The 14237-nt window shown below is 47.2% G+C and carries 9 protein-coding genes; 6 read left to right on the forward strand and 3 right to left on the reverse strand.

Features of this window, described 5'->3' with window-relative positions:
* From VIP81_RS23455 to VIP81_RS23465, 3 genes are all read right to left on the reverse strand, one after another.
* Window positions 1-1126 (reverse strand): sulfatase family protein (locus VIP81_RS23455; protein WP_331967096.1); only part of this gene is annotated, 1126 nt, incomplete at its 3' end.
* 14 nt (window positions 1127-1140) lie between these two features.
* Entirely contained in the window at window positions 1141-2778 is a 1638-nt protein-coding gene (locus VIP81_RS23460; protein WP_331967099.1) for a RagB/SusD family nutrient uptake outer membrane protein, read from the reverse strand.
* 29 nt (window positions 2779-2807) lie between these two features.
* Window positions 2808-5954: a TonB-dependent receptor gene (locus VIP81_RS23465; RefSeq protein ID WP_331967101.1), complete on the reverse strand. Its 3147-nt coding sequence runs from the start codon at window positions 5952-5954 to the stop codon at window positions 2808-2810.
* 313 nt (window positions 5955-6267) lie between these two features.
* Between VIP81_RS23465 and VIP81_RS23470 the strand changes: the two genes are divergently transcribed.
* The 6 genes from VIP81_RS23470 (at window position 6268) to VIP81_RS23495 (ending at window position 14125) form a co-directional block, all read left to right on the forward strand.
* Window positions 6268-7458: a glycoside hydrolase family 88 protein gene (locus VIP81_RS23470; RefSeq protein WP_331967103.1), complete on the forward strand. Its 1191-nt coding sequence runs from the start codon at window positions 6268-6270 to the stop codon at window positions 7456-7458.
* Entirely contained in the window at window positions 7458-9437 is a 1980-nt protein-coding gene (gene hepC / locus VIP81_RS23475) for a heparin-sulfate lyase HepC (RefSeq protein ID WP_331967105.1), read from the forward strand. The genes VIP81_RS23470 and hepC overlap by 1 nt, the downstream gene beginning before the upstream one ends.
* Before the next feature lie 21 nt (window positions 9438-9458).
* Window positions 9459-10340, forward strand: a complete 882-nt coding sequence (locus VIP81_RS23480; protein WP_331967108.1) for a heparin lyase I family protein — start codon at window positions 9459-9461, stop codon at window positions 10338-10340.
* A gap of 152 nt (window positions 10341-10492) precedes the next feature.
* Entirely contained in the window at window positions 10493-10891 is a 399-nt protein-coding gene (locus VIP81_RS23485; protein WP_331967110.1) for a nuclear transport factor 2 family protein, read from the forward strand.
* A 131-nt stretch (window positions 10892-11022) separates the two neighbouring features.
* Entirely contained in the window at window positions 11023-12909 is a 1887-nt protein-coding gene (locus tag VIP81_RS23490) for a beta-N-acetylhexosaminidase (RefSeq protein ID WP_331967112.1), read from the forward strand.
* Window positions 12910-12964: 55 nt separating this feature from the next.
* Complete coding sequence (locus tag VIP81_RS23495) at window positions 12965-14125, forward strand: hypothetical protein (protein WP_331967114.1); 1161 nt, start codon at window positions 12965-12967, stop codon at window positions 14123-14125.
* Window positions 14126-14237: the final 112 nt, after the last annotated feature.

Below are 14237 nucleotides of genomic sequence, written 5' to 3' on the forward strand. Positions count from 1 at the left end.
CTGTTTCTATGACCAGTGTATCCCTCAACGTTAGATCCTGGTGGACTACTCTTTTACTCAGGTCCGCGCCTGTTAATCCGGCCGGCACCGGCAATTTCGCGAAACCGCAGATAGTGGGTATCATGTCTGTACCGTTACACACCAGCATACTATCTGTTCTCGGTGTCCACCTGCCGGGACAAGAGATGATAAAAGGCACCCTCGCGGCTTCTTCATACAGAATCTGTTTTTGGTTCCATTTATGCGCGGCGTATCCATCTCCGTGATCGCTGGTAAAAATGATAATGGTATTATCTGCTATACCATACTTTTTGAGGGAAGCCATCACCATACCGATGTAGTTATCTACTTTTTCTACCAGCCTGTTGTAGGCCCATCTGTATTGGCGCCATTGTCCGTCTTTCCAGTTCACGGTGGGGTAAGTGCGCTCACTCACCTTTTGTTGTTCGCGTACAATGGCCGGTTCATTGGCAGGAATATCCCAGTTGGGGGGCAGTTGCGGACAAAGCGCCGGATCAGGTGCATCCTGCAGTACATCCATTTTCAAAGGATCGGCACGCGCCCATTCACAGATGTCATGTGGATTCAGGAAAGAGGCCACCAGCAGAAAAGGCTGCGCTTTGTGCTGTTTGATAAAGCTGGCGCAGAAAGATGGCGTAGCGGCATCGTTGTAATCACCGAAGCTGGTATTCTGAATATACGTAAATCCATGCTGTGCGATTTTTGTGGTGGGTACCGGCAGGTGCCATTTACCTACATATCCTGTTTGGTAACCACCATCCCGGAATACTTTTCCCATCATCAGCAAACTATCCGGCCATTGTCCGTCTTTTTCGTCTGCATTGCCGGTAAACCCTGTTTGAAAAGGCATTTTGCCGCTGAAGATAGCGGTACGACTGGGCGTACATAATGGCTGCGCACAGTAGGCCCGTGTAAATTTCACACCGTTGGCTGCCAGCGAATCCATGGCCGGCGTATGTAAGTCTTTGTTGCCGGCATTGCTCATGGCGCTGGCAGTTTGCTGATCCGTCAATATGATCAGGATATTGGGTGGCGTTGTTCCCTGCGCCACCGCGATATAACTGATCAGCAGCAGCAGCAGCCCGGTAATGATATGTCTTCTCATACAACCTACGGGTATTAATACTTCGGATTTTGTACCAACTTAGGATTCAGGTCCATATCTCTCAAAGGTATCGGATACAGTTCATGTTTATTAGGTACAAACTGTGTCCCTGCCACATATGGATAGCCGGCACGATAAGCAGTGAGTGCATCCTGTGTCGCTTTCACCGCTGTTCCCAGAAGGTTCCAGCGTATCAGGTCTGCTCTCCGGGTGCCCTCAAAACATAGCTCCCAGGCACGTTCGTCTTTCAGCATCGCAAAGAAATTATCTTTGCTGAGGCCGGGCGCCAGATCTACTGTGGCATCAGGTGTATTCACTGGTTTTCCATAGGCCCTTCTTCTGACCATGTTAATGGCATTATATGCCGCTTCATCAGGCCCGTTGTTCAATTCGTTTTCTGCTTCAGCTCTCATCAGTAACACATCTGCATAACGCAAAATCACCCAGTTAATATCTGTATTATTCAGATCCTTGGGAGGCGTTACCTGCCAGTCTTTCCGCCATTTTCCGGGCGTCCATTGCCAATCATTTTTACCGGTATATTCCACTTTGTTTCCGGTAGCATCCAGCTTGTAAGTAACGGTGGCCACGTCTTTACGCAGGTCGCCGGGCTTAAAACTATTTCTGAAAAGCGGCGTTGTTTTCACATAACCATTAGCCCTTCCATATGCATTGGCGGCATCTGAGGCAGGAGAGTTCCAGGTGCCTATCATACCCGCGGTGCTGCCGGTTCCGTTAACGCTGTACAGCGCCACTTCAAACATGCTTTCCTGTGGGTCCTGTACATACTTGCACTGATTTCTGAAGTACTGCTCGTAACTGGCATTGAGCGAGTTTTTTCCAGACAACATAATATCCGCGGTTTGCTGTTGTGCGATCAGGTAGAAATCTTTATAGTTTGCCGGCCGCGCCATGGTTCCATTTTGCCGCAGTGAATAACCACCGGCAAACAGTGCCACGCGGGCCAGTATTCCTTTTGCGCCGTTCCTGCTGATCCTTTCATCCACCGTCGTTTTTGTTTCAGGCAACAAGGTGATGGCATCTTTCATATCTTTTATCACCTGTGTATATACGGTATCACGGTCTGTACGCGGCAGCTGCAGGTTATCACCGGTTTGGGTGGAACTTAATTTCATGGGCACATCACCATACAGGCGGACCAATTCGAAATAATAAAATCCCCGCAGAAATTTCGCTTCTCCCAGCAGGCGATTGAGTTCCGCCCTTTCGCTTTCCGTACCGGAGGTAAAAAGAGGCATCTGCGGTATGCTTTCAATAGCCAGGTTAGCGCGGTCTATCCCTTTATAAAAATACTGCCAGGTGCCGGTAATATAATTATGCTGTGGCGTAACGGCGTAGTGTGCCACTGCGCGGAAGTCGGCCAGCGTGGTACCCGATACCTGCGAAATATCGCAATCCATATCGTATAACATACTTACCTGGAAGCCATAGGTATTGTAGTTGGCCATTACCTCATACACCCCCAAAACGGCCATGGTAGCTTCGTCTACGCTACTAAAGAAAGTACCTGTTGAAAAATAGGATTTGGGCGCCTGTTCCAGCGTTTTATTACATCCGGACAAGCCGCCACACAAAAGGCCCCACATCAATAGTCCGGCAACGCCCGCACGGTAATCAATCTGATTCTTCATAATGGAATATTTTTTCAATTTGAGTTTTTCTACAGTGAAATATTCAATCCGGCTACAAATGAACGGGTACGCGGGTAGCCACCGAAATCCACTCCTGGCGTTAGCCTGGAGCTGTTGGACGTACTTACTTCCGGATCATACCCACGGTATTTTGTAAATACATACAGGTTATTGCCGGTCACATATACCCTGACATTGCTGACTTTCACGCGCGACAACCATTTCTTTGGCAGCGTATAACCAAGACTAACATTGTTGATCCGCAGGAAAGAGCCATCTTCTATCATCTGATCATATAAGCGGGTAGCGGTGCCGGCGCCGTTCCAGGAAGGAATGGTTTTACCATTGTTCAAGGCAGCCAGTGCTACCGGGTCAGTTACTTTCTGACCTTTGGCGTCGATGGTCATCCATCTGTCGGCAAAGTATCCCAGTGTATTCTGATAAGAGAGATAAGTTAAACTGTTGTTGAGCAAATTGGCATTGTACACGTCATTGCCGTAAGACCAGTTGATGAGCACACTGAGGTCAATACCTTTGTAGGAAAAAGTATTACTGAGTCCACCTGTATGTTTCGGCGTAGCGTTGCCAATCACCGTTCTGTCGGCCGGCGTAATAGTGCCATCCCCATTGATATCCACCAGTTTCAGGTTACCGGGTTTTGCCGGATTGTTCGCATCTGCCACGATGCCGGGTTTTAAAGTATATCCTTTTGTGGCATCACTATAAGTGAAATCATCTACGTTATATAAACCATTGGAACGGTAGCCATACATCTGTCCTACAGGACTACCTACCTGTACGATGTAATCGTTCTGATCGTACCAGCTCGTGCTATATCTCGCATTTTCTCCATTGGTCAGCGCCAGTATTTTATTCTGATTGAATGCAATGTTGAAATTGCTGGACCATTCAAAACCATGTTTCCGGATATTGATGGAATGCAAACTCAGCTCCACGCCTTTGTTGGCTGTAGCGCCCACATTGATCTGCTGACTGGCAAATCCGGAAGTAAAAGGAATGAGTGCATTTAATAAGAGGTCTTTCGTTCTGTTATTATACACATCCATCGTAAAAGTGAAGCGCTGATCGAGGAAACCCAGGTCCAGCCCCAGGTTCTGAGAGCGGGTAGTTTCCCATTTCAGGCCGGGGTTAGGCAAATTGGAGGCGCCCACTGTAATGGCGTTACCATTATTGATGGGATAAATGCCGGATTGCAGGAGGCTATTGGCCAGGTAGTTGTCGATCCGGTTGTTGCCCGCGGTACCATAGCTGACACGCAGTTTCAGGTCGGAGAGGAACGATATATTTTTCATGAATTTTTCTTCTATCACCCGCCATGCGAATGCTGCAGAAGGGAAATATCCCCAGCGGTTGTCCGGACCAAATTTAGAGGAGCCATCTGCCCGGATACTGGCCGTGAAAATATACCGTTCGCGGAAGGTATAATTGGCCCGGGAGAAAAATGACAGCATGCTTTCTGCTTCTGCAAACGACGTAGGAACGACTGGTGTAGTGCCTTGTGACAGATCGTCGAGTCCCAGGTTCACCGTGGGAAACTTGCTGTTGCCGGCTACGAAATTCTCACGACTGATAGATGATTGTTCCTGTCCTACCAACACAGATAGTCTGTGCTGTTTTTTAAAGGTATTGTCGTAGGTAACGGTATTGGAATAGTTCCATCCATTTTCATCGTATTGTCCGATGGATCCGAAAGCGCCGCCGGAACGTTTGGCCAGCAGCGAACGTGCATCGTTGAAAGATTTCACCTTGGTACCGGATACTCTCATACCCACTAATCCCCGATAAGTGAGGTGGTTAGCGATGGTATAGTCCACTGCCGCATTGAAGTTAAATATCCGGTTGAATGATTCTCTTTGCTGGGAAAGTGCACTGGTCACGGGATTCTGCAAGGGGATCTGCCCTACATCAATGGAAGGATCATTGTCCATACCCAGAAATGCGTCATCTGTGCCGCTTTTACCATAGGTGGGCCGGTATTGAATAATATTCTGCAGCTGGTTCATTTTTGTGGCGCCTTCGCGGGTGCCTACACCTGTAATGGTTTGGTCGCTATAGTTGACAATGGCGCTAATGGTGGTTTTCTTATTCATGTTGTGCCATACAGATAATTTGGCCACATTTTTTTTGGAAGCACTTGCCAGCACAATGCCTTCATCGTCGCTATGGGAATAAAAAAGGTTGAAACGGGTTTCTCCGCTGCCACCGGCTAGGCTGATCTTGTGATACTGATTACTGCTGGGACTTCCCATCATCTGATCCTGCCAGTTGATGCCTGGTCTGTTGGCATACAATCCATTTAATTCATCAAAAGTGCCAAAGGCATTTTGAAACTCTTCCATTTTCAATGGATCATCTATTGCTTTTTCGTACATCAGCGTAGTGTACTGCAAGGCATTCAGCACCGGCAATTCCTTCGTGATTTTGCGGGTACCATAATACCCGTCGTAGGAAAGGGTGAGTTTCCCCGACTTCAGTTGCTTCGTGGTCACGAGAATTACGCCATTGGCGCCCCTGGCCCCATAGATAGCTGTAGCGGATGCATCTTTCAACACCTCCATACTTTCAATATCTGTAGGGTCCAGGAAATTAAGGCCTCCGGTTTGGGGAATACCATCAATTACATACAGTGGCTGGTTGTCCTGGGTAATAGACCCGCCTCCTCTGAGTGCGATGGAAGGCTGACTACCGGGAGTGCCATCGTCGGCGGAAACGTGTAAACCGGCCACCTGGCCGGTAAGCGCCGAAGCCACGTTCTGGACCGGGATTTTGGCCAGTTCACTTCCTTTCACAGAGGATACTGCGCCGGTAAGATCTTTACGCCTTTGGGTACCATATCCTATTACTACTACCTCATTTAAACCTTTCTCTGTTTCTTTTAATATTACTTTCATCTCCGGGCGGCTGTTGACCGCCACTTCTGTTTTCTTATACCCGATGTAGGTAAATGATAATATGCCTCCCGGGTCAGCGGCGATCTCAAAAGTACCGTCTGCCTTTGTCATGGAAGCCCGTTTGGTCCCCCTTTCCTGGATAGATACGCCAATTAATGGCTCTCCGGCAGTATTAGTAACGAGTCCCTTCACGGGGATGGTGCTTTGTGCGGAAGAGACATAGGTGGCAGTAAAAAACATCAAAAACAGCAAAAATCGCTTCATTCGTTACTTTTTTATTTGGTTTAAGATCACGTGCGCCAGTTCTGTTTGACAATCATTAATCGTGGAATGAAAACCTGAATAGATCGGGAAGGCTTCATTAATCATTTGCATTTTGGTCGGAATAACTGGCAGCTACGAATTTATACGAGTGGGTCGAAAATGGCTTTCACTATCGTTCAAAATGCTATCAATTTTGATGAATCGGGCTGGTTCATCAAAATCTAAAGCTTTCTGGACGCCAGTGAAAGCCCGGTTCCTATTGGCCGGCTATCTTTATTTCATTGTTCAATTTTTCATTTAAAGCGCACAAGATATGACAAGCAGAACTGGCGTCATCACGACTGTCATTTTGTTGTTCTTTTTCCGAACAGCTGTTGCTAACCCATTACAGGAGGACGAAGGTTGGTATAAAAAAACGATCCATGCCATCCATTTACAGCTCAGTCAGGCCATCAACATGTACACGCCCGGAAACAACCCGAGGTCGGTACAGCCGGATGGCACCGTAAGATTGGCGAACGTGCAGGATTGGACCACCGGATTTTTTCCCGGATCATTATGGTATGGGTATGAGTTAACCGGAGATGCACAGCTGAAAGATGCAGCGAAAAAATTCACACTAGGCCTGGACACAGTCAGACATATCACCAATACCCACGACCTGGGCTTTATGCTGTATTGTTCCTATGGGAATGCATACCGGGTAACAGGCGACAGTAGCTATTTACCTGTTTTACAGGAAGGAGCCACCCACCTCTATGCCCGTTTCAGTAAAACCACTGGTACCATCCGTTCCTGGGATATGCCCGAATGGCATTACCCGGTGATAATAGATAATATGATGAACCTGGAATACCTTTTCTGGGCAGCGAAGGCATTTCATCAGCCGGCCTACGCCAGCGCTATGGTGACGCATGCGGTAACAACTATGAAAAACCATTACCGGAAAGACTATAGCTCCTATCATGTGGTGGATTACGATGCTGCCACCGGTAAAGTGCTGCGGAGAGTGACGCATCAGGGCCTGACCGACGAATCGGCCTGGGCCCGGGGACAGGCATGGGGACTATATGGCTATGTAATGTGTTATAAAAATACCGGGAATAAGCAATTCCTGGAGCAGGCCAAACATATTGCCGCATTTATTATGCATCATCCTAATATGCCGGCAGACAAAATTCCTGCCTGGGATTTTGATGTTCACAACGCACTGGATGGCGCCCCCCGGGACGCATCGGCAGCCGCCGTTATTGCCGCTGCCTTGCTGGAACTCAGCACAGAAGTGCCAGCCGGCCAACCGTATTTCGATTATGCAGCCGCCGTACTGAAAACCTTATCTTCCGATACTTACCTCGCCTCCCCAGGTCAAAATCATTTCTTCTTATTAAAACATAGTGTTGGCGCATTTCTCTATAATTCAGAAATTGATACCCCTATCGATTATGCCGACTACTATTATCTGGAGGCACTGAAAAGATATGGACAGATTAAAAAACTTATTTAATGAGATATCTGAAAAATATTACCCTGCTATGTTGCGTCCTGATGGCCGTACTCTCTACCAAAGCCCAGGACACCGGGCTAACAGCCAGCAGCTTTCGTAACATTAATCTGACCTATCCCGGATTAGCTGCCGTCAATAAACTGGTGGCTGCCGGTAAATACAACGAGGCCGCGACAGCGCTATGCAATTATTATCGCCACCGCAGCACCGTAAAACACCCGGAATATAATCCGGAAGACGTTACCCGGTATGCAGGGCGCACCGCACCTGCAGATGTACTGGAGAAAGCAGACAAAGCACTCCTGCACCAGTTCCAGCCACAAAAAGGATATGGATTTTACGATTACGGCAAAGACATCAACTGGCAATACTGGCCGGTAAAGGATAATGAAGTACGCTGGCAATTGCATCGGGTATATTGGTGGCACCCCATGGGCCTCGCCTATTGGTATACCGGCGATGAGAAATATGCGCAGGAATGGGTATTGCAATTCCGCGACTGGGTGAAAAAAAATCCGCTGGGATTATCTGCGGATAACGACAGCTTTGCCTGGCGACCGCTGGAAGTATCGGAACGCCTGCAAAGTCTTACCGGCACCTTCAATATGTTCATCCGCTCCCCACATTTTACGCCGCAATTTTTACTGGAGTTCCTGGATAGCTATCACCAACAGGCCGACTACATCCCGGCCCATTACACGAAAGTAGGCAACCACCTGTTGTTTGAAGCACAGCGAATGATCTACGCCGGCTGCTTCTTCCCGGAACTGAAAGATGCCACTGCATGGAAACAAAGTGGTATCCAGGTACTCACACAAGAAATAGCCAAACAGGTATTCCCCGATGGAATGCAGTTTGAATTATCGCCCACGTACCACATCGCCAGCATAGATATTTTTCTGAAAGCCCTCCGCATGACACAAATGAACGGAGGCGACAATGATTTCCCGGAAAGTTATAAAAAAACGATAGAAAGCATGGTGCTGGCCACGATTAACTTTTCTTTTCCAGACTATACCTATCCCATGTTCGGCGATTCCTGGCTCGTGACTAAAAACGCGATGCTGAAACAATACCAATCCTGGCAGGAAGCTTTTCCGGAAAACAATGTCATTAAATATTTCGCCACCGATGGGAAGCAGGGCACTCCTCCGGAAAACCTTTCCCATGGCCTCACTACCGCCGGCTTCTATACTTTCAGAAACGGATGGGACATGCAGTCCACCGTGATGGTGCTGAAGGCTAGTCCTCCCGGCGAATTTCATGCACAGCCCGACAATGGCACCTTTGAGCTTTGGGTGAAAGGCCGGAATTTTATGCCGGATGCAGGCTGTTATGTGTACAGCGGCAACGCCGAAATTACCGCCATGAGAAACTGGTACCGCCAAACCCGCGTGCATCAGACACTCACGCTGGATAATAAAAACATGGATATTACAAAAGCGACGCTGCTTTCCTGGAAACCGGCCGCCAGTCCGGTTGTATTAACCTATTCCAATCCAAATTATTCAAACCTTACCCACAAAAGAAGTGTACTGTTCGTCAATAACAGCTTCTTCCTGCTCATCGATCAGGCCATTGGTGAGGCAGCGGGCAAATTGGGGATACATTTTCAACTGAAAGAAGACAGCAATCCCATTTTAGATACGGTGAACAATGAAATTCATACCACCTATGCAGATGGTAATAATCTCCTGATACAATACCTGGGCAAACAACCCTCCACACTCCATACGGAAGAAGGTAAGGTGTCCTATAGCTATCGTAAGGAGCTACCACGACCTGCATTTGTTTTTGAACAGGACAAGACCGCTGATGCCGCACCGGTACTGGTGAGCATTCTGCTACCCTACGAAGGAAAAGTAGCTCCAACTGTAAAAATGAAAGAAAATGCACGCAATAATTTCTCCAATGGAACAATAGATCTGACAGTAACGATCAACAACAAGGCATATGAAGTGAAGGGTGTTTTACAATGATGACACTAATCAAATCTACATATGAAAAATCCATCTCCTTTTCTGAAAATCACCAAAATCACTGCATTAGTGGCACTGCTGGCGGCCACTAATGCCTGCACCAAACAAATGCACGAACTCAACACGTCAGACAGTTCCACGCCTCATGATAGCATCGCCGTCACCACACATGTGGGAGGTGATACATTGATGTGGATAAATTATGAATCAGGTACCCTCAATTCAGGCATCCCCGACCTGAATACCACCAATGCCACAGCCACGGATGCATCCTACATCGTGTCGCCCGGCCGCACCGGCACTTATGCGATTGCGCATAAAGTAGTGCTGGGAGATTCCGCTTATTTTTCAGATAATCACTGGAGAAGTGAAAGCGCCACGGCCAATATCCCCGAAGGCAAACATCAACCAGGTGATGAGCGGAGATACGAGGTTAGTTTATTGTTGAAAGACTGGCAACCCTTTGTGGCCGGCAATTCCACCGCGGGAGATATTATATTTCAGGGCAAATTGGGCGGCGGCGGCAACCCCGCATTTTACCTGATGACTAAAAGAAATGCCATCGCATTCAGAGCACCGAATAATGATTTTCAAACCAATATCCTGGCAGACTACCGGCCGTACATCAATCAATGGATGGATTTCAGAATAGACGTGTTGTGGTCCGATACCACCGCGGGATACTATAAAGTATCTATGAGACTTCCAGGTCAGGCCGACTATTCCCTTATCTGGGAAGTGCACAATTTCCAGACATGGAAGCCGGATAACCCGTTGGCGGTTTCCGGTTACCTGAAATGGGGATTATACCGGCCCGACCAATCCGTTGCAAACGGAGACGTGATCACCCGGATCATTTATCATGATGATATCCGGATTATTCAACTCCCGTTGCCGCAGTAAACGGCAGATTTATTTAAACAGAAAAAGCCTGTAGCTATTCGTCTACAGGCTTTTTTCATACCAGGTTTCCCGATATAAAAATGGCCTAAATTCCTCCTCATTTGGCACAACTGCCCCCGCCCTTTCTCTATAAAAAACCGGATATTTAAATCATGAATACCGCAGAAAATAAAAAACTAATGCAGTTCATTTTCAGTGAACTGTCCAAAGGTAACGATGCCCCTTTCCTGGAAGCGATGGCGGATGATATGCAATGGACCTGGATGGGCTCCGGACAATGGTCCCGGACATTTACAGGCAAGCAATCGGTGTTGGGTGAACTATGGAGCGCCGTGAGGGCTACACTGCAACCGCCGTATAAAGTGGTGGCACATCGTTTCATTGCAGATGAGGATTATGTAGTAGTAGAAGCCACCGGACAAAATACTACCCCCGATGGAAAATTATACAACAACAAATATTGTTGGGTATGCCGCCTGTCAGCCGGCAAGCTACATGAGCTACGTGAGTATATGGATACACAACTGGTGACCGAAACATTTCAGGGATAGCCCCGCCGCAAAATACCTTCTCCATTTTCGAAATTTCTAAATAGACGTAAAAAATATCGTAATTTATTGGCTGGCTGCATATTATCATATAAAAGCCGGTTGCTATTTAGAACATTGAACAACACATCGTCATGAAAAAGAAAATGCTATTGCTGGTAACAGGCATCCTGTTATTGTCTTCGTTTGCGGTCAGTGCCGCCGGTGAAGAAATGCCAGAAATCAACCTGATCCCGATGCCCGTTAAAATTGAAACAGGGACCGGCGTTTTCAGCATCACCGAAGCCACCAGACTCGTATCTGCCCCATCCCTCACAGGTATCACCGATTTGTTTGCCGCTCTCATTAACACACCTTCCGGGTATCAGTTACAGCACGTAAACAGTGATCATAACGGTATTCATTTTACGATCAACAGTACCTATAATAAAACGCTGGGCAATGAAGGATACATCCTGGATATTAAATCAACCAGGATTGATATCTCCGCCAATAAACCGGCAGGGCTTTTTTATGCAATACAATCATTGATGCAACTATTACCTAAGGAAGTGGAAAGTAGCGTAAAGGTGGAACATGAAAACTGGACGGTACCTTGCGTAAAGATTACCGATTACCCGCGTTTTGGCTGGCGGGGACTGATGCTGGATGTAAGTCGTCATTATTTTCCAAAAGAAGCAGTAAAAAAATATATCGATCAACTGGCTAAATACAAAATGAATGTTTTCCACTGGCATCTGACAGATGATCAGGGCTGGCGAGTTGAGATTAAAAGTTTCCCGAAATTAACCAGCATTGGCGCATGGCGCGCACCAAGAATGGGCACCTGGTGGACCCGCGAGCCCAGGGCGCCGAATGAGCCTGCAACGGATGGCGGCTTTTATACACAGGAAGACGTGAAAGAAATTGTGAAATATGCACAGGAACGATTTGTGACCATTGTACCGGAAATAGATGTACCGGGTCATAGCTTAGCGGCTTTGGCGGCCTACCCCAATCTGTCCTGCACGGGTGGCCCATTTGATGTAAACGTTGGGAATGTATTTTATGGCAAAGAAGACAACGCATTATGCCCCGGAAATGAACAGAGCTTTGATTTCATGGACAAAGTACTCACAGAGTTGGCCGCTCTTTTTCCCGGACAATATATTCATATTGGCGGAGATGAATGCTACAAGGGCTTCTGGAAAAAATGTGATAAATGCAAAAAAAGGATGGCTGCTGAAAAGCTTACCTCAGTAGAAGAACTCCAGAGTTATTTTATTAAGCGCATGGAAAAGATGGTGATTGCCAAAGGGAAAAAAATGATAGGCTGGGATGAAATATTAGAAGGTGGATTAGCGCCTGAAGCCACGGTGATGTCGTGGAGAGGCACACAGGGCGGGATTAACGCCGCCAAAATGAATCATCCGATTATCATGACACCGGATCATAACTGCTACCTGGATCTTTACCAGGGAGATCCGGCAGGCGAGCCGCCCACTTATTCTATGCTTACATTAACGAGCTGCTATAACTTTGAACCCATTCCAAAAGAGGTGACCGATACTTCGCTGATCTTAGGTTCACAGGGCAATCTGTGGACAGAATCTGTGCCGAGCTACCGGCATGCGGAATACATGACCTGGCCGCGTGCTTTTGCCTTAGCTGAAGTATGCTGGTCTGAAAAAACAGCCAGAAACTGGCCAGGTTTTATCCATCGCATGGAAGCTCACATGGCCCGTTATGATGTGGCCAATATCAACTATGCCAGATCCGTGTATGATGCGGCCATCAAGCCGGTAAAGAAAACGGCGGATAAGCCCATGCAGATCACACTGACAACGGAACTGGATAACCTCGATATTTATTACACGTTTGATGGCACATTCCCGGATCGTTTCTCTTCAAAATACACCGGTACACTCGATGTCCCCAAGGGCGCGGATATTTTCAGGATGATCACTTACCGCAACAACAAACCTGTTGGTAAAATGATTACCGCAAGTATTAAAGACTTAGAGAAAAGAAAGGGATCTTAATACGGCATTCACAAAAAACAAACAGCATTTAACTTCATTTTTAATATCCATGACCATGGCGAAAAATCAAATACCATCTTATCATTCAAGAAGAGATTTTATCAGACAAACCGCCATGGGCATGGGCGCTTTTATGATTGGTCCGCTGTCTTCCTTTTCGTTAGACAAGCCAGCACCCTTATCCGGCGAAGCCATCAAAGCCTTTTCCATTGACTTTAACTGGGGCGAAGGCGGCATCAACGGCTTCGCCAAACCAGGGTTGTGGGCCGATGCCAATCCGGAAGAACATGTGAACTGGTACGCAGCGTTAGGATGTAATGTTATCCAGTCATTTGCCGTTTCATGCAACGGCTACGCATGGTATAAAGGCGGTGTTGTGCCGGAACAACCTGGATTAAAATATGACTTTCTAACAACGCAGGTAAAACTCGCGCATAAAAAGAAGATGAAAGTGTTTGGATACTTCTGCGCCGGGGCCAATACAAAATGGGGACTGGATCATCCGGAGCTAAGCTATGGAACACCCGCTGATCCTCATATTCCGTACACCACCGCCTATATTGATTATCTCTGTGCGGCGATTGAAGATGCGATTAAGGTGACCGGCATAGATGGCATTTTTATCGACTGGCTCTGGAATCCGGGAACGACCATGGAACCGTATCCCCGATTGAAATGGATCGATTGTGAACAGGTCATGTACCAGGAACTCCTACAGCAGCCCTTTCCCGGCAAAGAGAAAATTACGCCCGCCATTGAGCTGGAATTTCGACGTAAGGCCATTGACAGGTGCTGGAAGAAAATAAAGGCAACGGCCCATAAAACCAATCCGGCTTGTATTATCTGGTTAACTTCCTGCCAGCTTACCAGCAGGGACATTGCCGGATCAGACATGCTTAAACAGGTAGACTGGATATTGAATGAAGCCGGCGATATTAAAACCACGGCATCTGTACAACAGATGCTGGGTAAGCATACCCGCATGGTTACCTGTTTGGCCAAATGGAATGGACAGGACCCGTTACAAATTGTACCGGCAGCGATCCAACAACAGGTGGGGCTTTATGGCTTCGCCAAACCGGTTATAGGCGCCATGATGCACCCGGTAGATTATTACCTGACATCGGCCATTGATGACTTAAAAGATGATGAGAAGAATATTGCAGTATTGGCCAGAAGTTATAACCAGTTGCCGTTTTCTTATGTTAAAAAATAAGATCTTGTATTATTTTTCCCGTTCATAGGTAAGTTCCACCACACCGGACTTGAATACCCTGGTGTCTATCAACTTCAAGCCTATTCGTTGTTTCAGGTCTTCAAACAAGGGT

The sequence above is a fragment of the Chitinophaga sp. genome, from assembly GCF_036566945.1.
In the GTDB taxonomy this organism is placed as follows: Bacteria; Bacteroidota; Bacteroidia; order Chitinophagales; family Chitinophagaceae; genus Chitinophaga.

Excerpts from the sequence above, each read along its gene's own strand:
- VIP81_RS23460 (WP_331967099.1), bottom strand. The coding sequence starts at position 2,778 with ATGAAGAATCAGATTGATTACCGTGCGGGCGTTGCCGGACTATTGATG.
- VIP81_RS23465 (WP_331967101.1), bottom strand. The coding sequence starts at position 5,954 with ATGAAGCGATTTTTGCTGTTTTTGATGTTTTTTACTGCCACCTATGTC.
- VIP81_RS23470 (WP_331967103.1), top strand. The coding sequence starts at position 6,268 with ATGACAAGCAGAACTGGCGTCATCACGACTGTCATTTTGTTGTTCTTT.
- hepC (WP_331967105.1), top strand. The coding sequence starts at position 7,458 with ATGAGATATCTGAAAAATATTACCCTGCTATGTTGCGTCCTGATGGCC.
- VIP81_RS23480 (WP_331967108.1), top strand. The coding sequence starts at position 9,459 with ATGAAAAATCCATCTCCTTTTCTGAAAATCACCAAAATCACTGCATTA.
- VIP81_RS23485 (WP_331967110.1), top strand. The coding sequence starts at position 10,493 with ATGAATACCGCAGAAAATAAAAAACTAATGCAGTTCATTTTCAGTGAA.
- VIP81_RS23490 (WP_331967112.1), top strand. The coding sequence starts at position 11,023 with ATGAAAAAGAAAATGCTATTGCTGGTAACAGGCATCCTGTTATTGTCT.
- VIP81_RS23495 (WP_331967114.1), top strand. The coding sequence starts at position 12,965 with ATGGCGAAAAATCAAATACCATCTTATCATTCAAGAAGAGATTTTATC.